Here is a 21,798-nt window from a genome sequence, read left to right as displayed (position 1 = left end):
GCCTTGTGATGATGAGCGAACCGTTCCAGGTGCCGAGCGCAGGAGGCCGAGCGGCGATGCGTTCATCGCCGCCACTGGCGGAGAACGGTGTTCGCTTAGATAAGGAAACGTCGATGGGCGCACGACATTGATGATTTATTCTGTCGATGTCGCCTTTGGCAGGGAATTCTATGGCAGATGCTTAGCGAGCGAAATGCTCCGGTGGCGATACGTCAAAAGGTGACGCGATCCTGTAAGGAAAACCCGGGCCAGTGGAATGGGCATGCGGGTTGGCGGTTCATCAACAAAAGGCGAATGTGAGCCGGCTGATCCGGTGCCTATAGTGGGGGCGTTGAGCCCTGCGGGGCATTCGCCGACAGGAGCCCGTCATGTTCGCCACCGCCAGCACCGAGTGTCCGCCGCGACGGGTGCAGGTCACCGAGGTCGGGCCACGCGATGGGCTGCAGAACGAGCCGGTGATCTTGAGCACCGCCGAGAAGCTCGAGCTGATCCATGCCTTGCTGGATGCCGGCGTTAGAGCCTTCGAGCTGACTTCCTTCGTCAGTCCCAGGGCGGTGCCGGCGCTGGCCGATGCCGATGAACTGGCGGCCGCACTGCGCGAGCGCCGAGACGTGCATCTTTCTGCACTGGTGCCCAATCCACGTGGTGCTGAGCGGGCGCTGGCAGCCGGTGTGGATGCTGTGGTGTTGTTCGTCTCGGCATCGGAGACGCACAACGCCAAGAACGTCAACCGCTCGGTGGCGGCGTCGCTGGAAGGCTTCGAGGCGGTGGCCAGGGCGCTGGAAGGCAGCGGCATCGAGCTGCGCGGTGCGATCGCGACCAGCTTCGGCTGCCCCTTCGAGGGCGAGGTGGCGGTGAGCGATGTCGGACGCATCGCCCGGCGCTTCGCCGCGCTCGGCGTTCGTCATGTCTCGCTCGGCGACACCACCGGCATGGCCACGCCGCCGCTGGTTACCGAGCGCATACGGCATTTGCGCGAGGTTGCGCCGGAGATCGTGCCGACGTTGCATTTCCACAATACCCGGGGCATCGGGCTGGCCAATGTCATGCAGGGGCTGGCGCTGGGCGTGGATCGCTATGAAAGCGCCATCGGCGGACTGGGCGGTTGTCCCTTCGCGCCCGGTGCCTCGGGCAACATTGCCAGTGAGGACCTGCTCTACCTGCTCGACGAGATGGGCATCGAAACGGGCCTCGACCTCGAGGGCATGATCGAGGCCGCCGGGGCCGCCTCGCGCCTGATGGGGCGCCCCTTGCCGGCTCAGGTGTCCAGGGCCGGGCCACGCCTGGCGCTCAGTGACTGTTCTGCTGTTCCTACCGCAAGAGGATGAAGATGTCGGATACGCTGCCCCACGCCGAGGGCGCCCTGCAGGGCATTCGTGTCATCGACCTGACCCGGGTGATCTCCGGGCCGTTCTGCACTCAGATGCTCGGCGACCACGGGGCCGAGGTGATCAAGATCGAGCCGCCCGGGCGCGGTGACATCGTGCGTTCCCAGGGCAACATGGTGAACGGCTTTAGCTGGTATTTCGCCCAGTTCAACCGCAACAAGCGCTCGCTGACGCTGGACCTGCGCCAGGAAGAAGGCAGGGCGATTCTGATACGCCTGCTGGAAGATGCCGACGTGCTGGTGGAAAACTTTCGTCCCGGCGTCATGGGCAAGATGGGGCTCGACGATGCCACGCTGCGCGAACGCTTCCCGCACCTGGTGGTCGGGCGCATCAATGGCTTCGGTTCCACCGGTCCCTATCGGGACCGCCCCGCCTACGATTTCATCGCCCAGGCGATGAGCGGTTTCATGGGCGTCAACGGGCCGGCTGATGGCGAGCCGATGCGTGCCGCGCCGCCGATCAGCGACATGGTGTCCAGTCAGAATCTGGCCTTTGGCATCAGCGCGGCGCTGGTGCGGCGCGAACGCACCGGGCAGGGCGACATCGTCGAGACAGCGTTGACCAACGGTCTGATCAGCATGATGGGCTACCTGGCGGCGGAGTACTTCGCCACCGGCGAGGTGCCCCGGCGCACCGGCAACGACCATCCCATGCTCTATCCTTACGGTCTGTTCCAGGCCAGCGACGGCGAGGTGGCCATCGCGCCTAGCAACGACATCATGGTCGAGCGATTCCTCGGTGCCCTGGACATGCGCTCGCTGCTGGAAGACGAGCGCTTTGCTGACAATCGGCGGCGCATGGCCAACCGCGAGGCGTTGCGCGAGATCCTGAACCGGGTGATCGAGCGGCGCAGCGTGGCGGAATGGATCGAGCATCTCAACGAGGCCGGTGTGCCTTGCGGGCGTGTCCACGACCTGCGCGACACCTTCGAGGATCCCCAGGTCCAGGCTCAGCAGATGACCCTGGAGCTCGACCAGGGCGCACATGGCAAGGTACCCACGACCGGCTTCCCGGTGAAGATGAGCGAGGCCCCGGCGGCGTTGCATCACCCCGTGCCGGGGCTTGGCGAGCATTCCGAGGCCATTCTCGCCGAACTGGGGCTGAGCGACGCGGAACTCGCGGAGTTACGGAAAAAGGGCGTCACCTAGCAGCTCAAGTCACGATCGATACAACAAGAAGGAGCGACGATATGCCGATTTCGACCCAGAAGACGTTGCGAAGCCTTGGCGCCTCGGCTTTGCTGGGGCTTGGCCTGGCGGTCAGCCTGCCGAGCCAGGCGCTGCCCATCGACGAATGCATCGCACCTGCCGATCCGGGTGGCGGCTGGGACTTCACCTGCCGTTCGGTAGGCAAGCTGATGCGCGAACTGGACCTGGTGGACGGCAATGTCCAGGTCACCAATATGCCGGGCGGGGTCGGCGCCGTGGCGTTTTCCAACGTGGCCGGCAAGCGGGCCGACGACAGCAACCTGATGGTCGCCACCAGTACCGTCGGGGTGACCCAGATCGCCCAGGGGCGTTATCCAGGTGGCGCCGACACCATGCGCTGGCTGGCCATGCTGGGAACCGACGTGGGCGTCATCCTGGTCGATGACGAGAGCCCCTACGAGACCCTCGACCAGTTGCTCGAGGCCATCGTCGAGGATCCGGCCTCGGTGGCCATGGCCGGCTCCAGCGGTGCTGGTGGTTGGGACCACATTCGCGCCTTGCGGCTGGCCAAGGCGGCCGGGCTGCCCGGTGACCAGATCGGGGCGCTGCGCTGGGTGCAGTTCGATGGCGGAGGGCCGGCCGTGACCCAGATGATGGGCGGACACGTGGATGCCGTGTCCACCGATCTCGGCGAGATCGCCGGCTTCATCGAGTCCGGTGATGTCCGTGCCCTGGCCGTGCTTTCCGAGGAGCCGCTGCCCGAGCCCTTCGAGACGCTGCCGACGGCCGTGTCTCAGGGCTATGACGTGACCGGCTACAACTGGCGCGGCTTCTATACCGGCGGCGAGGTGTCGGACGAAGACTACGCCGCCATGGTCGAGACCCTCGAGACCCTCTACGAGAGCGACGAATGGAAGGACGTCGCGGCGCAGAACGGCCTGGTGCCGCTGTGGCGGGGTGGTGAGGAATTCAACGACTTCGTGCGTGAATCGATCGACGATGTCGAGGCCATTTCCCGAGAGATCGGAGTCATTCAGTGAGTGATGAGGTGTCGGCCACATCGACTGCCCACGGCGACCGCATCGCCGGAGTGGTGCTCGCCGTGCTGGCGGCAGGCGCCTGGTGGCATGCGCAGACCTTCGTTACCGGCTTCATGCAGCCGGTGGGGCCGGGCGTCTTCCCACGATTGGTCAGCGTGCCGCTGGGGCTGCTGGCGGTCTACCTGATCGTTCGTCCCGGCCTCGATCATCGCTGGCCGGGCGCGGCGGCGCTGTGTCGCCAGCTCGGCGTGCTGCTGTTGCTGGGCGGGTATGCCGCCTTCCTCGAATCCTGGGGCTTCTTGCCTTCGACCCTGGTGGCCACCGTGGTGCTGATGCGCCTGTTCGGGGCGAGCTGGCGCCAGGCCCTGCCGTACGGCGTGCTGCTGGCGCTGGCGCTCTATGCCCTGTTCGAATTCGCCCTGGGGATTCCCTTGCCCAACATACCCGGCTTGAGTGTGTAGCGTTCCGATATGGAAATTCTCGCGTTTCTTGCCCATGGTTTTGCGGTGGCGCTGCAACCCGAGCATCTGCTGCTGGCGTTGATCGGCTGCACCATCGGCACCCTGATCGGCGCCCTGCCGGGACTCGGACCGGTCAACGGCGTGGCGCTGCTGATTCCGCTGGCCTTCAACTTCGGCCTGGCTCCCACCGCGGCGCTGATCCTGCTGGTCAGTGTCTACTATGGCTGCATGTACGGTGGGCGGATCAGTTCCATCGTGCTCAATATTCCCGGCGACGAGCCGGCGATGATGACGACGCTGGATGGCTATCCGATGGCCCGCGCCGGTCGTGGCGGCGAGGCGCTGGGGCTCTCCGCCGTGGCGTCCTTCGTCGGCGCGACCGTGGCTACCATCGGCCTGACGCTGTTCGCGCCCCTGCTGGTGAAGGTGGCGATCCGCTTTGGCCCCGCTGAGTACTTCGCCCTGTTCGTGCTGGCCTTCGCCACCATCGGTGGGGTGACCAGCGGAAGCTTCACCAAGAGCTTCATCGCCGCCTGCCTGGGCCTGCTGCTGGGTACCGTGGGCATCGATCCGGTGTCGAGCGTGGCTCGCTACACCTTCGGCTGGTACGAGCTTTACGACGGTATCGACTACATCGTTGCCCTGGTCGGCCTGTTCGCGGTCTCCGAGTGCCTGTTGTTCCTGGAGCGCGACCGCGACAAGGCGACCGCCGCGATGCGGATCGGTTCGGCCATTCCGGGCATGCGACGGTCGTTTGCCTGTGCCCCGACCATCGGGCGGGGCTCGGTGATCGGCTTCATCTCGGGCGTGCTGCCTGGCGCCGGGGCCTCGCTCGGCAGCTTTCTCTCCTACGTGCTGGAGAAGCGCTGGTGGGGCGCCAAGGGCAAGTTCGGCGAGGGCGACCCACGGGGTGTGGCGGCACCGGAGGCGGGCAACAATGCCGCCGCCGGGGGCGCACTGATTCCCATGCTCTCGCTGGGCATTCCCGGCAGCGGCACCACAGCGATCCTGCTGGCGCTGCTGCTGTCGATGAACATCACGCCGGGCCCGCTGCTCTTCGAGCAGCAACCGGACATGGTCTGGGGGCTGGTGGCGGCGCTGTTCATCGGCAACGTCATGCTGCTGGTGCTGAACATCCCATTGGTGGGCTTCTTCGCCAAGGTGCTCCAGGCACCATCCTGGTTCTTGATGCCGATGGTGACGCTGGTGGCGTTCGTCGGCATCTATTCGCTCAACAACAGCCCCTTCGATCTCTACATGATGCTGGCCTTCGGCGTGCTCGGCTATGTGCTGCGCAAGCTCGATATCCCCACGGTGCCGGTGGTGCTCGGCCTGCTGCTGGGCGGCCAGATGGAGTTCAACCTGCGGCGCGCCATGTCCATCTCCGGGGGCGACTGGAGCATCCTGTGGAGCAGCGGCATCTCGATCGGCATCTATCTGTTCGCCATCGCCTTGCTGCTCGCCGGGCTGGTCTACGCACTGTTGATCCGCAAACGGCTGGAATAAGCGAAAAAGCGCGGCGGATGACTGGGCGAGTCGCGCTCCCGGTGCCAGAATGGGAGCCTCAAGGAGGTCGCCCATGACGCAGATGACCTGGGAGCGCCTGCTCGACCCGGCCCGGCTGCACGACGAGCGCGGCACGGCACGGGGCGAGATCGGTCGCAGCCCGTTTCACAAGGATCACGATCGCATTGTCTTCGCTGGTTCCTTTCGCCGCCTGGGTCGCAAGACCCAGGTGCATCCCCTGACCGACAACGACCATATTCACACTCGTCTGACGCACTCCCTGGAAGTCGGCTGCGTGGGCCGCTCGCTCGGCATGAGCGTCGGCGAGGAGCTGCGTCATCGCCTGCCGGCGGGTATCACGCCGGCGGATCTCGGCGTCATCGTCCAGGCCGCCTGCCTGGGGCACGATATCGGCAATCCGCCCTTCGGCCATGCCGGCGAATATGCCATTCGCGACTGGTTCAAGCGTGCCGAGGCCGATGGTAGCGGCCTGCTCGATGGTCTCTCCGAGATGGAGCGGGAAGATCTGCTGACCTACGAGGGCAATGCCCAGGGCTTTCGCATCGTCACCCAGATCGAGTACAACCAGTTTCGCGGCGGCATGCGGCTGACCGGTGCGACCCTGGGCACGCTGCTCAAGTACCCCTGGACAGTGGCCCACGGCGGGACTGCCGGCAAGTTCGGTTGTTATCAGAGCGAGTTGCCGCTGTTGCAGCAGGTGGCCGAGCGCCTGGGGTTGCTGCCCCAGGGCGAGAATCGCTGGTGCCGGCATCCGCTGGCCTGGCTGGTGGAGGCCGCCGACGATATCTGTTATGCCCTGCTCGATCTCGAGGATGGCCTGGAGATGGGCATCCTGCGCTTCGAGGAAGTGGCCGAGGTGCTGATCCAGATCGCCGGCGGGGAACCCCCGGACTACGCCACCATGCAGAGCGAGGGCGTCTCCCAGCGCCGGCGGATCGCCGCCCTGCGCGGGGCTGCCATGGAGCAGGCGGTCAACGAGGTGGCCAAGGTCTTCGTCCAGCACGAGGGCGAACTGCTCGACGGCACGCTGCGGCATGACCTGCTGGAGCTCTGCCATCCGGACCTGGACTGGGGCGTCAAGTCGGCCAAGGATCTGGCGCGCAAGCGCATCTTTCGCAACGAGCGCAAGGCCAAGCTGGAGATCGGCGCCTACACCACGCTGGGTATCCTGCTCGAGGCCTTCATCGGTGCCGCCCACGAGCTTCACCACACTGGTCATTCCGACTTCAAGCACCAGCGGGTGCTGGCGCTGATCGGCGAGAACACGCCCCTGCCGTCATGGTCGCTCTACGACAGCTATCGGCGCATGCTGGATTTCATCGGCGGCATGACCGATCACTTCGCCGTCGACCTGGCGCAGGAGATGGGCGGGCGCCTCAAGGGCGATTGAGTCTCATGCCGTGAGGCAAAGCGGCGGCTCGCCGTCCGGATCGCGGTCATCGTCATGGATGCCCAGCACGCGCTGGATGGCCGCGCCGATACGCTTGCTGCTGTCGGCGATGCCCTGGTTGCCGAACAGCCGGTTGAACTCGAGCACATAAGGATGCCCGTCGACCATGGCGATATCGAAGCCGGCATGGTCGATATCCAGTTCCCTGGCGAGGCGCCGGGCCAGGGCGATGGCGGCCTCGGGGATGGCCGTGTGGTCGATGTGGCCGCCCTGGCTGACGTTGGCGCGGTATCCTCCGAGGGGCGTCACGCGCCAGTAGGCGGCGATCAGCTCGCCGCCGACGAGCACGATGCGCAGGTCGCGGTCGATGGGCAGGCGCTGCTGGGCGTAGAGTACCGTTTCCTCGGCGACATGGGTCAGCAGGTCCTGGCGGGACGCGATCAGACGCACGCCTTCGCCCATCGAGCTCTTGATGCGCTTGGCGATGAAGGGATAACCGAAGCGGGCCTCGACCCGTGCCAGGGAGGCCGGCGAGGTGCCGAGGATCTCGGTGGCCGGCACATGCTCGGGAGCCAGCGCCAGGAAGGCGCGGGTCTGCTCGACCTTGTCGTGACCCAGATGATAGCTGGCCGGGCTCGGGAAGAGGCGCGCGCCGAGGCCATAGAGCAGACTGTTGACCTGCCAGTACTCGGGAAACAACAACCAGTCGGCCTGGCGGATTTCCTCGATATGGTCGAACATGCGCTCGGGCTTGATGTAGCGCACGCCGGGAATGCCCAGGGTTCGAAAAACATCGAATGTGATGAGTTTCATGGATGCAATGTCATTATCTCCTTTGAAGCGGGCGGATTATTATCCGCGGGGCCGGTTCTGGCAAGTGCTGCTGACGATACTGCTGCTGGGCATGGCCTGGGCCGGCGCCTCCCAGGCCAGGGCCGAGGTGCCGTCGATCGAGGCGAGTGGCTTCGACCACTACACCCTGGCGCTGACCTGGCATCCCGGCTTCTGCGCCAGTCGTTCCCGACTACCCCGGGAGTGTCGCGAGCCGGTGTTGCGGCGCGGCACTGAGGCGGGCTTCGTGCTTCACGGGCTCTGGCCCTCGTTGCCACATCGGCTGAGCGAACGTGGTGTCGAACGTCGACGCTGGTGGCGCCAGGGGTGCTTCATCGAGCGCCCGCGGCCCGACGGTGGCTTCTGTCGCCATCCTGATCTCGAACTGTCCGAGGGCCTGGCGAAGGATCTGGGCGACGTCATGCCGGGGCGGGCCAGTTGCCTGGGGCGCTATCAATACGCCAAGCATGCGGCCTGTCTGGATGTGACGGCGGAAGATCTGTTCGACACCTCGGTGGCCTTGGTGGAGGCCGTCAATGCCAGTGCCTTCACCGATTTCCTGGTGATTCATCGCGGCGGCGAGGTGGCGCGTAACGCCCTGATCGAGGCCTTCGAGGGAGCCTTCGGGCCGGGCACTGGCCGGGCCTTGCGCCTGGAGTGCGCTGGGCGTGGCAATCGTCTGCTGACCGAGGTGCGAATCGGCATCGATGCCCGGTCGTTGGCGGAGTTTCCCGACTCGGGCAGCCTGGTGAGGCTAGGACGCGGCGATTGTGCCTCTCGTGTCAGGATAGCGACGTTCGATTGAGCGCCATCCTGGCAACGCGCTGGCGCAGGGCGCGAATCACGGCATCGTGGGTCGCGGTGTCGAGCTCGCCGGGGTGTTGCAGCGGCAGTTGATCCGCCAGACCGTCGCCGCTGACCACCAGCAGGTCGCTGGCAGCGGCGTCCTCGATGCGCCAGCCCGGCAACACCAGAACGCCCTGCACTGGCACCGTCCGGCCCACTTCCCGTTCCAGCCAGGTCGCCAGCCAGCGCGCGGCGCGTCGGGTCTCTCGCAGGGGGCGGCGCTCCTTCCAGCCGGGAAAGCGCAGCCGCTCGCTTTCCACGACGACGACATTGCGTTCCTCTCCCGAGGGCAGCACGGCCGGCGTGCGGGCACGCGTCTCGATAGCGAAGACGCCATGGGGCGTGACCGCCACGTGATCCAGCGTACCGTCGCCCCCCGGAACGTCATGGAACACATAGTAGGGGTGGGCTTCGGGACGGATCAGGCGCGATAGTTCCTGGCCCACGGCCAGCTCGCAGGCCAGGCCCAGCTTGAGGCGACGGATGCGCTGGAAATCGCGGATCAGGCGCAGGCAGAAGACCAGCACCAGCAGGGTGGAAAGTGCGCCGTAAAGTCCCCACTCCAGCCAGTTCTGGCGGCTGGCGAAGAGCATGCGGCCCATGCCGTAGACCATCGGTACCAAGGTGATGATGGGGCCCAGGGCGCCGTTGAGAAAGAGGCTGGCGAAGGCACGGTCGAGGCGGTCGCGCAGTGACTGGCCCGGTTCGCGCAGGCGATGGGCGTCGAAAGGCGAGCTGACCCGGGCGTCGTGCAGGTTGCGCAGGGCCACCACGATCACCGCGGTCGCCGCCAGGGGGAACAGGAAAATCAGTGGAAGCAGGTATTCCAGCCAGGCCATCGGGAGTCCTTGCCCGTGGGGAGATTCGGCCATTCTAGACAACCTTGCCCCTCCAAGGCCATGCTCGGGGCTCGATGGGGCGGATGATGATCGAGCGTCGCATGGCGCGGCGTCCCTCGCCGGGCGCAACGGCGGCAGCCCGGCTCGCAGGACAACTGGAGGACAGCATGGTGCATGAAGACATCAAGGCACTGGCAGCGTTCATGGCGCGCATGCCAGGGCTGGCGGTACTGACCGGTGCCGGTGTCAGCACGGCTAGCGGCATTCCCGACTACCGTGACGACAGCGGCGATTGGAAGCGTTCGCCGCCCATGCAGCACCAGACATTCATGGAAAGCCATGCCGCCCGCCAGCGCTACTGGGCGCGGGCCCTGGTCGGGTTCCGCACCCTGCGCGAGGCGAGCGCCAACCCGGCGCACCACGCGCTGGCCGAACTCGAGGCAAGAGGGCATGTGGCGGGCGTGATCACCCAGAATGTCGATGGTTTGCACCGGCAAGCCGGCTCCCAGCGGGTGATCGACCTGCATGGCCGGGCCGATGTGGTACGTTGCATGGGCTGCGGCGCGCTTCGCAGGCGCCATGACCTGCATGACGAGCTGGGCGAGCTCAATCCCGACTGGCTCGAGCTGGGCGCCAACGTCGCCCCGGATGGAGACGCCGACCTGGAGCGCGATTTCGCCGATTTTCGCGTCCCTTCATGCGGACGGTGCGGCGATGGCATCTGGAAGCCGGACGTGGTGTTTTTCGGTGACAGCGTGCCCCGAGACACCGTGGAAGAGGCATTCTCCCTGCTGGACGAATGCCGGGGCCTGCTGGTGGTGGGTTCCTCGCTGATGGTCTATTCCGGGTACCGCTTCGCTCGGCGAGCGGCTCGGGACGGCAAACCGATGGCCTGCCTCAATCTGGGCCGAACCCGGGCCGACGCGCTGTTCGACCTCAAGGTGACCACCAGTGCCGAAACCGGGCTGACGGCGCTGTTAGAGGTGCTGGAGGAAAAGGCGCTTCGCCCAGCCGATCGGGCTTGATTCGGAAAGTCGACGACCCCGACACGTTTCCCACTAGCCGCCGGCCAGCTTGACCTTGTAGCCGCGCTTCTCCAGTTCTCCCTTGAGCACTTCGCGCTGATCGCCCTGGATCTCGATCACGCCATCCTTGAGTGCCCCGCCAGTGCCGCAGCGCTTCTTGAGGTCCTTGGCCAGCGCCTTGAGGTCGGCGCTCTTGAGCGGTACGCCTTCGACCAGCGTCACGCCCTTGCCCTTGCGGCCCTTGGTCTCGCGGCGCAGACGGATGATGCCGTCGAGCGTCGCCAGGCGTTCTTCCTCGGCCGCCTCGGCGCAGCGGCAGTTATCCAGCGGCTGTCGGCACTCGGGACAGGTATCGCCGTGTTCGGTGGAATATACCAGGCCGCGCAGCTGGTCCTGAAGGGATGCCATGTCGGGCTCCTTGTCTGGAACGAAACTCACGAACCATGGTATCTCAAGCGCGGCGGGTCAATCGGACTCTCCTGTCTCGCCATTCGGGGCGTGGCACTTCACGAGGTGGGACGCGTCGAGATCGGCGAGCCGTGTCTCGCCCAGCAGGCCGAGCGTCCGGTCGATTTCTCGGCGAAGGATGTCCAGGGCGTGCTCGACGCCAGGCTGTCCGCCCGCTGCCAGGCCATACAGGGTGGCGCGACCCAGCCAGACCGCATCCGCGCCGAGCGCCAGTGCCTTGACGATATCCGTGCCTCGCCGAAAGCCGCTGTCGACGAACAGCTGGCAGCGTTGGCCAACGCGCTTTCGGGTGTCGGCGAGGATGTCCAGTGGCGAGAGGGCGTGATCGAGCTGTCGTCCCCCGTGGTTGGAGAGCACGATGCCGTCGATGCCCGAGGCGGCGGCCTGGGCTGCTTCCTCCGGCGACAGGAGGCCCTTGATGATCAGCTTGCCCTGCCAGATATCGCGCAGCCAGGCGATGTCGTCCCAGTTCAGGGTCGGGTCCAGCTGCTGGCCGATGATGGCCGAGGCGCCCTGCACGGACTGCTGGCCAGGAGGCAGCAGGTCGTCGAGGTTCTTGAAGGTGGGCGGGCCATCCGGGATCAGGACGTCGGCGATCCAGCGCGGACGCGAGCAGAGGTGAAGAAGGTTACGCCAGTCGGGCTGCATGGGCCGGCGAAAGTTGCGCAGGTCCCATTCGCGGTTGCCATAGATCGCGCTGTCCGTGGTGATCACGATGGTCTCGTAGCCCGCTGCATGGCAGCGCTCGACCAGCTTTCTGACATAGTCGCGATCGCGGTAGAAGTAGATCTGCATCCAGGCCCGGAGCCCCTCGACGGTGGCAATCTCTTCCAGCGAGGTCGTGGCGACGTTGCTCAGCACGAAGGGAATGTCCTGCCGGGATGCCGCCGCTGCCAGCTTGAGATCCCCATCGCGCGTCAGCATGCCGTTGTAACCGGTAGGCCCGATGACCAGAGGCATGGCATGGCGCTGGCCGAGTATCGTCGTCGACAGGTGTCGGGCGTCGACCCGAGTCAGGGTCCGGGGATGAAACAGGTAATCGCGGAATACTGTGCGGTTGCGATGTAGCGTCCGCTCGTCATCGGCACCGCCTTGCAGGTACTCGAACACGAAGTTGGGCAGCCGCCGCTGTGCGATTCGCTCCAGGTCGGCGATGTTGAGTGCCCGACGGTAGTCGGTACCGGGGTAGGGACGGCGTTTCACGGGCTCCTCCAGCGATCGATAGTCATACTAAGGTCTAGGTCGGGAGTGCTTTCGATCTTTTCACCATACTACCATACTAGTTAGATCAGATAGGCGTGGTGTTGCATCCGCGCCGAGGGAATCGGGACAAAACGCATGAATTCGACATTGCAAGCGCTATGGCAGGACACCCGCGACAGCGACTCGGTTCGCCAACGCCTCCATGAGGTGCTGCGCCAGTCGATCATTCGCATGGAGCTGGCGCCGGGGCAGGCGCTGTCGGAAAAGGAGCTCGCCGAGACGTTCTCGGTGAGCCGCCAGCCGGTCCGCGAGGCCTTCATTCGACTCTCGGAAGCCGGGTTGGTCGAGGTGCGTCCGCAGCGGGGCACCTTCGTGGTCAAGATCTCGCAGCAGGCGGTGCTCGAGGCGCGCTTCGTGCGCGAGGCGGTGGAAGTGGCCGTGGCCCGCGAGGCCGCCAGCCGAGGACTGGATCGGCCGGTACTCGCAGAGTTGCGCGAACTGATCGAGCGCCAGCGTCGCTGCATCGAGCCGGCCGATCACGATCGTTTCTTTCAGCTCGACGAGGGCTTTCATCGCACCCTTTCGCTGGGCATCGGCCAGCAGGCCGCCTGGAAGGTGACCGAAGAGGTCAAGGCGCAGCTCGATCGCGTGCGCTACCTGAGCGTTCCCGAGAGCACGCCCATCGACAAGCTCGTCGAACAGCATGCGGCCATCATCGATGCCATCGAGTGGCGCGATGCCGAAGCGGCGGCGGAGGCCATGCACATTCACCAGTCCGAGATCCTGCAGTCCTTGCCCGACCTGGTGCGCCGCTTCCCCGAGATGTTCCAGCCCACCCAGACACCAGCGTTCGCCGAGGAGAGCCAGGCATGAAGATCGAGAAGGCCTATACCATCGTCACCGCGCCGGGGCGCAACTTCGTCACTCTCAAGATCGTCACCGACGAGGGGGTCTACGGTATCGGCGATGCCACCCTCAATGGTCGCGAGATGGCGGTGGTGGCCTACCTCGAGGAGCATGTGATTCCGGCCTTGATCGGCCGTGATCCCCAGCGCATCGAGGATATCTGGCATTACCTGTATCGCGGTGCCTACTGGCGGCGGGGGCCGGTGACCATGAGCGCCATCGGCGCGGTGGACCTGGCGCTGTGGGACATCAAGGCCAAGGCCGCTGGTATGCCGCTGTACCAGTTGCTGGGCGGCAAGAGCCGCGAGCGCGTGATGACCTATGCCCACTGTACCGGCAAGGACATCGATGCCTGTCTCGAGGAGGTCGAAGCGCACGTCAAGCAGGGCTATCGCGCGGTGCGTGTGCAGGCCGGTGTGCCTGGCATCCCCACCATTTATGGGGTTGCCAAGAAGGAGGGCGAGCGCTATGAGCCGGCGGATTCCGACCTGCCTGCCGAACATGTATGGAGCACCGAGAAGTATCTGAATCATGTGCCCAAACTGTTCGCTGCGGTACGCGAACGCTTCGGCGACGACCTGCATGTGCTGCACGATGTCCACCACCGCCTGACGCCCATCGAGGCGGCGCGGCTGGGCAAGGCGGTGGAGCCCTACCACCTGTTCTGGCTGGAGGACTGCGTGCCGGCCGAGAATCAGGAAAGTTTCCGCCTGATTCGCCAGCACACCACCACCCCGCTGGCGGTAGGCGAGGTGTTCAACTCGATCCACGATTACCGGGAGCTGCTCGAAAACCAGTGGATCGATTATATCCGCACGCCGCTTGCTCACGGTGGCGGCATTACCCACATGCGGCGTGTCGCTGATCTGGCAGGCCTTTATCACGTACGTACCGGCTTCCATGGTCCCACCGACCTGTCGCCGGTGTGCCTGGGGGCGGCGATCCACTTCGACACCTGGGTGCCCAATTTCGGCATTCAGGAGTACATGCCCCACGAGACCATCACCGACGAGGTCTTTCCCCACGACTACCGCTTCGAAGATGGCCACTTCCTGGTCGGCGAGACGCCCGGACACGGCGTCGACATCGACGAAGCGGCCGCCGCCAAGTATCCCTATCGTCGTGCCAGCCTGCCGGTCAATCGGCTGGAGGACGGCACTCTGTGGCACTGGTAACGAGGTAAGCCGATGCAAGCCTTTCAGGTAAACGCTCCCCAGGACTATCGTCTGGTCGAGACAGAGGTTCCCGACGCTGCCCCCGGCGAGGTGCTGGTCAGCGTCGCCTTCGCCGGTATCTGCGGCTCGGACATGCACATCATTCATGGCGATAACGCCTTCGTGCGTTTTCCGCGCATCACCGGCCATGAGTTTGCCGGTGTGGTCGAGGCGGTGGGCGAGGGCGTCGAGGACGTTGCCATCGGTGATCGCGTGTGTATCGACCCGGTGATCAACTGTGGCCACTGCTATCCCTGCCGTATCGGACGCCCCAATGTCTGCACCGCCCTGGAGGTGATCGGGGTGCATCGCAATGGGGGCTTCGAGGAGCGGGTCAACGTGCCGGCAGGCAATGTCCATCGACTGCCCGAGGGCCTGGGACTGGACGCCGCCGCGTTGGTGGAGCCCTATACCATTGCCGCCAATGTTCTCGATCGCATGCAGCCGCATCCAGGCGATCGCCTGCTGATCCTGGGTGCCGGGGTGATCGGCCTGACCATTCTGCAGGTGGCCCGAGCCCTGGGCATCGAGGATGTCACCGTCAGCGACGTGATCGATGCCCGCCTGGAAACCGCCAGAGAGCTGGGCGCTACCCGGACCCTCAACGGTGCTGAACAGGACGTCGAGGCCGAAGTCCAGGCGCTGACCGATGGTGAAGGCATGCCACTGATCGCCGATGCCGCCTGCGTGCCGGCCCTGTTGCCGCAGATGTTGCGCATGGCCTCGCCGGCAGGACGCATCGGCCTGCTCGGGTTCACGCCCACGCCCAGCGATCTGGCTCAGCTGGAGGTCATCAAGAAGGAACTGACGCTGGTCGGCTCACGGCTCAATAACCGCAAGTTTCCGGAGGTGATTGACCTGATGGCATCCGGGCGTCTCGATCCGCTGGCGCTGATCAGTCATCGCTTGCCCTTCGACGACATGCCCGGTGCCATCGAAATGCTCGACAATCATCCCGAAAGGGCCCGCAAAGTACTGATTCAGATCGGTTCTTGACGGCCATTCATGCTCGCTCGCAAATCGCACATCAAGCAAAACCACAACAGCAAGTGCCAGGAGACAACGCCATGATGAAACGACTTTTGACCAGTGCCGTTCTGGGGGCTGCCATGCTCGCCAGCCAGGCCAGCCTCGCTGCTGACTTCACCCTGAAATTCGGCCACCTGGCCAACGAGGAGCACGTCTGGCATCAGGCCGCCGCCAAGTTCAAGGAAGTGGTCGAGGCCGAGTCCGACGGGCGGATCGAAGTTCAGCTGTTTCCCAACGAGCAGCTCGGTGCCGAGATGGATGTCATCAACAGCATTCAGCTGGGTACCGCCGACATGACCATCACTGGCGAGAGCCTGCAGAACTGGGCACCCAAGGCGGCATTGATGGCCGTGCCTTATGCCTTCCGCGATTCTGCCCACATGCAACAGGCCGTGGAAGGCGAGATCGGTGACCAGATCGAGGCGCAGATCACCGAGCGTGCCAACCTGGTGCCGCTGGCCTGGTTCGAGCGGGGGCCGCGTCAATTGACCAGCAACCGGCCGATCACCTCGCCCGACGAACTGGATGGCCTTCGCCTGCGTGTGCCCAACGTGCCGCTGTTCGTGGACACCTGGGAGGCGCTGGGCGCCCGTCCCACGCCCATGGCCTTCAGCGAGGTCTTCACCTCCCTGCAGCAGAACACCATCGAAGGCCAGGAGAACCCGCTGAGCCTGATCGAGAGTGCCAGCTTCAATGAGGTCCAGGACTACGTGAACCTCACCAACCACGTGCGTAGCTGGATCTATGTCGTGATCGGCAAGAACCAGCTCGAGGCCATGCCCGAGGAACTGCAGCAGGTGGTTCGTGATGCCGCCCAGGAGATGCAGTCCTACGAGGCCGAGCTGTTCGAGGCGGATCAGAAGCGACTGCAAGAGAGCCTGAAGGAACGTGGCATGGAATTCGTCGAGGTCGACACCGAAGCGTTCGCCGAAAAGGCCCGCCCGGCCGTGCTGGAGGCGCTCACCGACGAGCAGCGCGAGCTGTACGAAGCTATCCAGGATCTGTGATGCCGCTTACGGGCGAGTCCTTTCGGGGCTCGCCCGCTTGCTGATGGGTGCCGCCCAGGCATCATGAGGAGGACGTATGGACCCCAATCAGAAGGTGGCCGAGCAGGAGGCGCTCGAGCAGTTGGACCCACTTGCCTCGGTTCCCACCTTTCAGGGCGCCTTGGGGCGGCTGATCGGGGGAATCGATACCCTGTTCACCGTGCTGGCTGTCCTGGCGCTGGTGGCGATTGCCGGCACGGTGCTGCTGCAGATTTCGGCGCGTCTCTTCCTGCCATTCAGTGTCTCCTGGACCGAGGAGCTGTCGCGCTACCTGTTCATCTACATGGTGGCCATGTCGGTGGGGGTGGTGCTGCGCCAGCACCGCAACGTCAGTGTGGAACTCTTTCATCATACGCTGGGACTCCGCGCCAGGGCGGCCTTCCAGGCGTTGATCTGCCTGTTGATTGCCGGCTTCGCCTGGATGGTGCTGCCTCACGCCTGGCAGTACGCCATGAATGGCGCCTGGCAGACGTCCCCGACCCTCAGGGTTCCCATGCTCTATATCTTCTTCTCCACGGTGGTGATGTTCGTGCTGTTGCTGGCCTACGGCGCCATTGGCTTCCTGGAGGGCCTCGTTGCCATCTTCCGCTCGCCTGAGCGTCCCGATACGGAGAAGCCGTGATGGAAGTCATCATCCTGTTCAGCACCTTCCTGGTCCTGCTGCTGATCGGCATGCCTATCGCCTTCTCCCTGGGCATCGCCTCGCTGGCCTACCTGTTGCTGGAAGGCATCTCGCTGACCGTCGTGCCGCAGCGCCTGTACGCGGGCATCGATACCTTCGTGCTGCTGTGCATCCCCGGCTTCGTGCTGGCCGGCAACCTGATGAACGTCGGTAACATCACCGAGAACATCGTGCGCTTCTCCAATGCGCTGCTCGGCCATATCCGCGGCGGGCTGGGCCTGGCCAACGTCGGCGGCTCGATGATCTTCGGCGGCATCTCCGGCACGGCCGTGGCGGACTCGGCCAGCATCGGCTCGGTGATGATTCCTGGCATGGCCCGGTCCGGCTACGACAAGCCGTTCGCCGCGGCGGTCACGGCCGCTTCTTCCACCGTGGGGCCGATCATTCCGCCCAGCGTGCCGATGATCATCGCCGGCTCGCTCTCCGGCGTGTCAGTGGGACGAATGTTCCTGGCCGGTGCCATTCCCGGCTTGCTGCTGGGCCTGGCGATGATGATCACGGTGTATATCCTCGCCGTGCGGCGTGGCTATCCCAAGGAAGCCCGCGTGCCCTTCCTGCAGTTGCTGCGTGAGGCCAGGACCGCCTTCTGGGCGCTGCTGATGACGGCGATCATCCTCTACGGCATCATCGGTGGCTTCTTCACACCAACCGAGGCGTCCATCGTTGCCAGCCTGTACGCCCTGGTGGTGGGCATGTATGTCTACAAGGGGCTCACCTGGCGCAAGCTGCCGGCGATCCTCACCGATACCGTCTTCACCTCCGCGGCGCTGCTGCTGATGGTGGGACTGGCCAATCTGTTCGGCTGGATCCTGACCAGCGAGCAGATTCCCCAGATGATTGCCGGCCTGATCCTGACCATCAGCGAAAACCCGCTCGTCGTCATCCTGATCCTCAATCTGATCCTGCTGTTCGTCGGCGCCTTCATGGAGACCATCGCCGCGCTGATCATCCTCTTTCCGGCGCTGCTTGGCGTGGCCACCGGGGTGGGCATGGACCCGGTGCATTTCGCCGTCATGGCGGTGCTCAACCTGATGATCGGCCTGACCACTCCACCGGTGGGCGTCTGCCTGTTCGTGGTCTCGGGGATCGGCAAGCTGCCCATGCTGACCGTGGCCCGGGCCATCCTGCCGTTCTTGCTCTGCAACCTGGCGGTGTTGCTGCTGGTGGCCTATGTGCCGTCCATATCGCTATGGCTGCCCAACCTGATACTGGGGCAGTGAGGCGGAAATACCTACCGACATGGAGAGCGTGATGCAGAATGTCACACGGCTGCCGGCGAGCGCCGGCAGCGGCCAGATCCGCATCGTCCACCTGGGGCTGGGCGCCTTCCACCGCGCCCACCAGGCGGTCTACCTGGAGCGCTACCGTCAACGCAGCGGTGACGATGCCTGGGGCGTGAGCAGCGCCAACCTGCGGACCAACGTGGCGCTGGTGGACGCCCTGCGCGAGGCCGGCCATCGCTATCATGTGGCCGAGTACGCCGACAGCGAGCATGTCACCATCCGCGAGATCGGTGTGATCGAGGAGACGCATTTTACGGGGCGGGACAAGAGCACCGACGGTGACGGGCAATGGGGACGCGACCGCGAGGCGCTACTCTCGCGCCTGGCCTCGCCCGAAACGTGCCTGGTCACCCTGACGGTGACCGAGAAGGGCTACTTCCTGAGCCCGGCCAGTGGCGAGCTGCTTGTCGACGATCCGATGATCGCCGCTGACATAGCGAGCCCCGAGACGCCGTGCACGGCACCGGGACTGCTGGTGGAGGCCTTGAGACAGCGTCGTGGCGCCGAGCTGGCGCCGTTCACGGTGCTGAGCTGCGACAACATGCCCGACAACGGCAAGCGCACCCGCGACGCCGTGGTCCAGTTGGCCGCGCGTCGTGACACCGAACTGGCGGCCTGGATCGAGCGCGAGGTCGCCTTTCCGTGCAGCATGGTCGACCGCATCGTGCCAGCCATGACCGAGGAAGACTTCGCTCGACTGGCCGAACTGGGTATCGAAGACCCCAATGCCGTGGTCGGCGAGGCCTTCAGCCAGTGGGTGGTCGAGGATGACTTTCCTCTGGGGCGGCCGGCCTGGGAGGCCGATGGCGTGGAGATGGTCGCCGATGTGGCGCCCTTCGAAACCATGAAGCTGCGCATGCTCAATGGCAGCCACTCGCTGCTGGCTTACCTGGGCGCGCTGGACGGCATCGAGACGGTGGCCGAGGCGGTGGGCCGAGACGACCTGGTGGCCTTGCTGCGTCGCTACATGCTCGACGAGGCCGCCCCGACGCTGGCCATGCCCGAAGGCACCGATCTGACCGCCTACGCCGAGCAACTGCTCGCGCGTTTCGCCAATGACAGCCTGCGCCATCGCCTGCAACAGATCGCCATGGATGGCTCCCAGAAGCTTCCCCAGCGCTGGCTGCACGGCGCCCAGGCGCGTCTGGCGGTCGATGGCGACGTAGCTTGCACGGCCCTCGGCGTGGCTGCCTGGATCCGCTACACAGCCGGCAACGACCTGGCCGGTCAGCCCCATGCCGTGGACGATCCTCTGGCCGGACGACTGGCCGACCTGCATGCTCGCCATGGCGATGACGTCGCGTCCTTGGTACGGGCTTTCCTGGCCGTCGAGGACGTCTTTCTGCCGGCGCTGGCAGCCGAGCCTCGCTTTACCGAGGCGGTCGTCGATGCCTATACCACCCTGACGAAACAGGGGCTCGACGGGGCGCTGGCCGCCCTCAGGCGAGCCTGATCGAGAGGTTTTTACATGGAACACACCTGGCGCTGGTTCGGCCCTGCCGACCCCATCACCCTCGACGAGATCCGCCAGACCGGGGCGACCGGCATCGTCACCGCCCTGCACGAGATCCCCAATGGTGAGGTCTGGCCGGTCGAGGCCATCGCCGAACGCCAGCGAATGATCGAGGCGGCCGGCCTCACTTGGTCGGTGGTGGAGAGCGTGCCGGTGCACGAGGCGATCAAGAAGGGGCTGCCGGAGCGCGAGCGGTATCTCGCCGCCTATCAGCAGACGCTGCGCAACCTGGCGGCCTGTGGCATTGATGTGGTCTGCTACAACTTCATGCCGGTGCTCGACTGGACACGCACCGACCTGGCCTGGCGCCTGCCGGATGGGGGGCTGGCGCTGCGTTTCGACCAGACCGCCTTTGCTGCCTTCGACCTCTATCTTCTGGCACGTCCCGGCGCGGAGGCCGAGTACACCGAGGTCGAGAAAGCCCAGGCGAAGGACTATCTCGACGGCCTCGACGACGCCGGTCGCGAGCGGCTGGTGAAGACCGTCATCGCCGGGCTGCCCGGCGCCGAGGAGCACTATACGCTGACGCGGTTCCGCGAGGTGATCGCCGATTATGCCGAGATCGATGCCGATGTCCTCCGCGAGCACCTCGGCCACTTTCTCGAGGCGATCATCCCGGTCGCCGAAGAGGCGGGCGTGCGCATGGCCATTCATCCCGACGATCCGCCGCGGCCGCTGCTCGGACTGCCGCGGGTAGTGTCCGGTCCCGAGGATGCCCAGTGGCTGCTCGAGCGAGTGCCGAGCCCGGCCAATGGCCTGACCTTGTGCACCGGCTCCTATGGCGTTCGTGCCGACCTCGATCTGGTGGAGATGGCGCGTCGCTTCGGGCCGTCGATCCATTTTGCCCATCTACGCGCCACGCAACGCGACGCGGCGGAACCCAGGACCTTTCACGAAGCGCCTCACCTGGGCGGTGACCTGGACATGGTCGGTGTCGTCCAGGCGCTGGTCGACGAGGAACGGCGACGCGAGCGAGAAGGCGGCCCGCGACTGCCGCTGCGCCCCGATCACGGCCACCACATCCTCGACGATCAGCATCGTGATACCGCACCGGGATACCCGCTCTACGGTCGTCTCAAGGGGCTGGCCGAGCTGCGCGGCGTGGAGCTGGCGGTCCGGCATCTTGGCTCACCGGCACGCTGAATCTCTCCTGCCATCCGCTTCGCCGTTTCATCCACAGCCTCATGGCCCGCGACGGGCTGTGGATGAATCAGGCCTCCTCGGCGTTGGTCACGGTGCTGGCCAGTCGTTCAATGACCGCGGGCAGCTCACGGGCATGATAGATGGCGATGGCACCCTCGGGTGTGGTTTCCTCGTCGGGGAAGTGGTTGAGGTGAATCACCTGCATGCCGGCGGCCAGCCCGGCTTCCACGCCTACTGCCGCATCGTCGATGACCACGCAGCGCTCGGGCGGATACCCCATGGCCTCGGCTGCCTTGAGGTAGAGGCCGGGGTCGGGTTTCCAGACCCCCAGGGTGTAGGCGCTGAACAGGTGCTCGCCGAAGTGATGCGCCAGGCCGGCACTGACCATGGCGCAGCGGATCTTGCTGTCGGGCCCGTTGGAGACGACGGCCTTGGGGTAGCAGGCCAGGGCGTCGAGCGCGTCGGGCATGCCGTCGATGGCGATGAGTTCCTCGCGCATGCGCGCCTGCATGCGGGTGCGCATGGAAGTTTCCAGACGCGCCAGGCTGTCTTCGGTGAGGTTGCCGTGATGGCGTTGCTGGGCGGCGACGATATCGTGGAAGCGCACGCCCCGGAAGGCTTCCATGTACTGGCGGGCGGTAAAGGGGAGCCCGTACTCGGGCAGGACATCACCCATGACCTCGGCCAGCAGGATCTCACTGTCGACCAGGGTGCCGTCGGAGTCGAACAGCAGGCAGAGGGGAGCCGAAGCGGGGCGTGCAGAAGGCGAGGACGCGGACATTGGGGCCTCGTGGGTTGGTCGTGGATGGACGCCGC

Annotated in this window: 21 protein-coding genes; 16 read left to right on the top strand and 5 right to left on the bottom strand. The window is 65.4% G+C overall.

Going from position 1 to position 21,798, the window contains the following annotated elements:
- Positions 1-368: 368 nt before the first annotated feature.
- The 6 genes from HSDC_RS15855 (at position 369) to HSDC_RS15830 (ending at position 6,954) form a co-directional block, all read left to right on the top strand.
- Complete coding sequence (locus tag HSDC_RS15855) at positions 369-1,328, top strand: hydroxymethylglutaryl-CoA lyase (protein WP_064700930.1); 960 nt, start codon at positions 369-371, stop codon at positions 1,326-1,328.
- Positions 1,329-1,330: 2 nt separating this feature from the next.
- Positions 1,331-2,536, top strand: coding sequence for a CaiB/BaiF CoA transferase family protein (locus HSDC_RS15850; protein WP_064700929.1), 1,206 nt, complete (start codon positions 1,331-1,333; stop codon positions 2,534-2,536).
- A gap of 41 nt (positions 2,537-2,577) precedes the next feature.
- The gene (locus HSDC_RS15845; RefSeq protein ID WP_064700928.1) at positions 2,578-3,576 is read left to right on the top strand and encodes a Bug family tripartite tricarboxylate transporter substrate binding protein; all 999 of its coding nucleotides are present in this window, start codon (positions 2,578-2,580) and stop codon (positions 3,574-3,576) included.
- Positions 3,573-4,037, top strand: coding sequence for a tripartite tricarboxylate transporter TctB family protein (locus HSDC_RS15840; protein WP_170862800.1), 465 nt, complete (start codon positions 3,573-3,575; stop codon positions 4,035-4,037). The genes HSDC_RS15845 and HSDC_RS15840 overlap by 4 nt, the downstream gene beginning before the upstream one ends.
- 9 nt (positions 4,038-4,046) lie before the next feature.
- Entirely contained in the window at positions 4,047-5,543 is a 1,497-nt protein-coding gene (locus HSDC_RS15835) for a tripartite tricarboxylate transporter permease (RefSeq protein WP_064700927.1), read from the top strand.
- 73 nt (positions 5,544-5,616) lie between these two features.
- Complete coding sequence (locus HSDC_RS15830; RefSeq protein WP_064700926.1) at positions 5,617-6,954, top strand: deoxyguanosinetriphosphate triphosphohydrolase; 1,338 nt, start codon at positions 5,617-5,619, stop codon at positions 6,952-6,954.
- 3 nt (positions 6,955-6,957) lie between these two features.
- Here HSDC_RS15830 and HSDC_RS15825 read toward each other — a convergent pair whose 3' ends face one another.
- On the bottom strand, positions 6,958-7,767 hold the full coding sequence (locus HSDC_RS15825; RefSeq protein ID WP_064700925.1) for an ATP-grasp domain-containing protein: 810 nt from the start codon (positions 7,765-7,767) through the stop codon (positions 6,958-6,960).
- A 7-nt stretch (positions 7,768-7,774) separates the two neighbouring features.
- Between HSDC_RS15825 and HSDC_RS15820 the strand changes: the two genes are divergently transcribed.
- A complete protein-coding gene (locus tag HSDC_RS15820) occupies positions 7,775-8,590 on the top strand; it encodes a ribonuclease T2 family protein (RefSeq protein ID WP_244534500.1) in 816 nt (271 codons plus the stop codon).
- Here HSDC_RS15820 and HSDC_RS15815 read toward each other — a convergent pair.
- Positions 8,568-9,470 carry a nuclease-related domain-containing protein gene (locus HSDC_RS15815; RefSeq protein ID WP_064700923.1) on the bottom strand — a complete coding sequence of 301 codons (903 nt, stop codon included), beginning with the start codon at positions 9,468-9,470 and terminating at the stop codon, positions 8,568-8,570. The two genes, HSDC_RS15820 and HSDC_RS15815, sit on opposite strands and share 23 nt — an antisense overlap.
- Before the next feature lie 167 nt (positions 9,471-9,637).
- On the opposite strand from HSDC_RS15815, the gene HSDC_RS15810 reads away from it, so the two are divergent.
- Positions 9,638-10,495 (top strand): NAD-dependent protein deacetylase, encoded by an 858-nt coding sequence (locus HSDC_RS15810; RefSeq protein ID WP_064700971.1) that lies wholly within the window; start codon positions 9,638-9,640, stop codon positions 10,493-10,495.
- 33 nt (positions 10,496-10,528) lie between these two features.
- Here HSDC_RS15810 and HSDC_RS15805 read toward each other — a convergent pair whose 3' ends face one another.
- Both HSDC_RS15805 and HSDC_RS15800 read right to left on the bottom strand, forming a co-directional pair.
- Positions 10,529-10,903 carry a translation initiation factor Sui1 gene (locus HSDC_RS15805; protein WP_064700922.1) on the bottom strand — a complete coding sequence of 125 codons (375 nt, stop codon included), beginning with the start codon at positions 10,901-10,903 and terminating at the stop codon, positions 10,529-10,531.
- A gap of 57 nt (positions 10,904-10,960) precedes the next feature.
- Positions 10,961-12,166 (bottom strand): alpha-hydroxy acid oxidase, encoded by a 1,206-nt coding sequence (locus HSDC_RS15800; RefSeq protein WP_064700921.1) that lies wholly within the window; start codon positions 12,164-12,166, stop codon positions 10,961-10,963.
- Positions 12,167-12,301: 135 nt separating this feature from the next.
- Here HSDC_RS15800 and HSDC_RS15795 point away from each other — a divergent pair, with 135 nt between their 5' ends.
- From HSDC_RS15795 to uxuA, 8 genes are all read left to right on the top strand, one after another.
- Positions 12,302-13,039: a GntR family transcriptional regulator gene (locus HSDC_RS15795; protein WP_064700920.1), complete on the top strand. Its 738-nt coding sequence runs from the start codon at positions 12,302-12,304 to the stop codon at positions 13,037-13,039.
- Positions 13,036-14,247, top strand: coding sequence for a D-mannonate dehydratase ManD (manD, locus tag HSDC_RS15790; protein ID WP_064700919.1), 1,212 nt, complete (start codon positions 13,036-13,038; stop codon positions 14,245-14,247). Before HSDC_RS15795 ends, manD begins: the two co-directional genes overlap by 4 nt.
- A 12-nt stretch (positions 14,248-14,259) precedes the next feature.
- Positions 14,260-15,282: a Zn-dependent oxidoreductase gene (locus tag HSDC_RS15785; RefSeq protein ID WP_064700918.1), complete on the top strand. Its 1,023-nt coding sequence runs from the start codon at positions 14,260-14,262 to the stop codon at positions 15,280-15,282.
- A gap of 71 nt (positions 15,283-15,353) precedes the next feature.
- A complete protein-coding gene (locus HSDC_RS15780) occupies positions 15,354-16,322 on the top strand; it encodes a TRAP transporter substrate-binding protein (RefSeq protein WP_064700917.1) in 969 nt (322 codons plus the stop codon).
- Positions 16,323-16,398: 76 nt separating this feature from the next.
- Positions 16,399-16,983, top strand: coding sequence for a TRAP transporter small permease (locus tag HSDC_RS15775; protein WP_064700916.1), 585 nt, complete (start codon positions 16,399-16,401; stop codon positions 16,981-16,983).
- Complete coding sequence (locus tag HSDC_RS15770) at positions 16,983-18,263, top strand: TRAP transporter large permease (RefSeq protein WP_064700915.1); 1,281 nt, start codon at positions 16,983-16,985, stop codon at positions 18,261-18,263. The genes HSDC_RS15775 and HSDC_RS15770 overlap by 1 nt, the downstream gene beginning before the upstream one ends.
- A 31-nt stretch (positions 18,264-18,294) precedes the next feature.
- Positions 18,295-19,779: a mannitol dehydrogenase family protein gene (locus HSDC_RS15765; protein WP_064700914.1), complete on the top strand. Its 1,485-nt coding sequence runs from the start codon at positions 18,295-18,297 to the stop codon at positions 19,777-19,779.
- 15 nt (positions 19,780-19,794) lie between these two features.
- A complete protein-coding gene (gene uxuA / locus HSDC_RS15760) occupies positions 19,795-20,982 on the top strand; it encodes a mannonate dehydratase (protein ID WP_064700913.1) in 1,188 nt (395 codons plus the stop codon).
- A gap of 67 nt (positions 20,983-21,049) precedes the next feature.
- On the opposite strand, the gene HSDC_RS15755 is transcribed toward uxuA, so the two are convergent.
- Positions 21,050-21,763 (bottom strand): HAD family hydrolase, encoded by a 714-nt coding sequence (locus HSDC_RS15755; protein ID WP_064700912.1) that lies wholly within the window; start codon positions 21,761-21,763, stop codon positions 21,050-21,052.
- Positions 21,764-21,798 lie beyond the last annotated feature (35 nt).

Source organism: Halomonas caseinilytica (assembly GCF_001662285.1).
Lineage (GTDB): Bacteria > Pseudomonadota > Gammaproteobacteria > Pseudomonadales > Halomonadaceae > Halomonas > Halomonas caseinilytica.
This window is presented reverse-complemented; position numbering and strand designations above follow the sequence as displayed.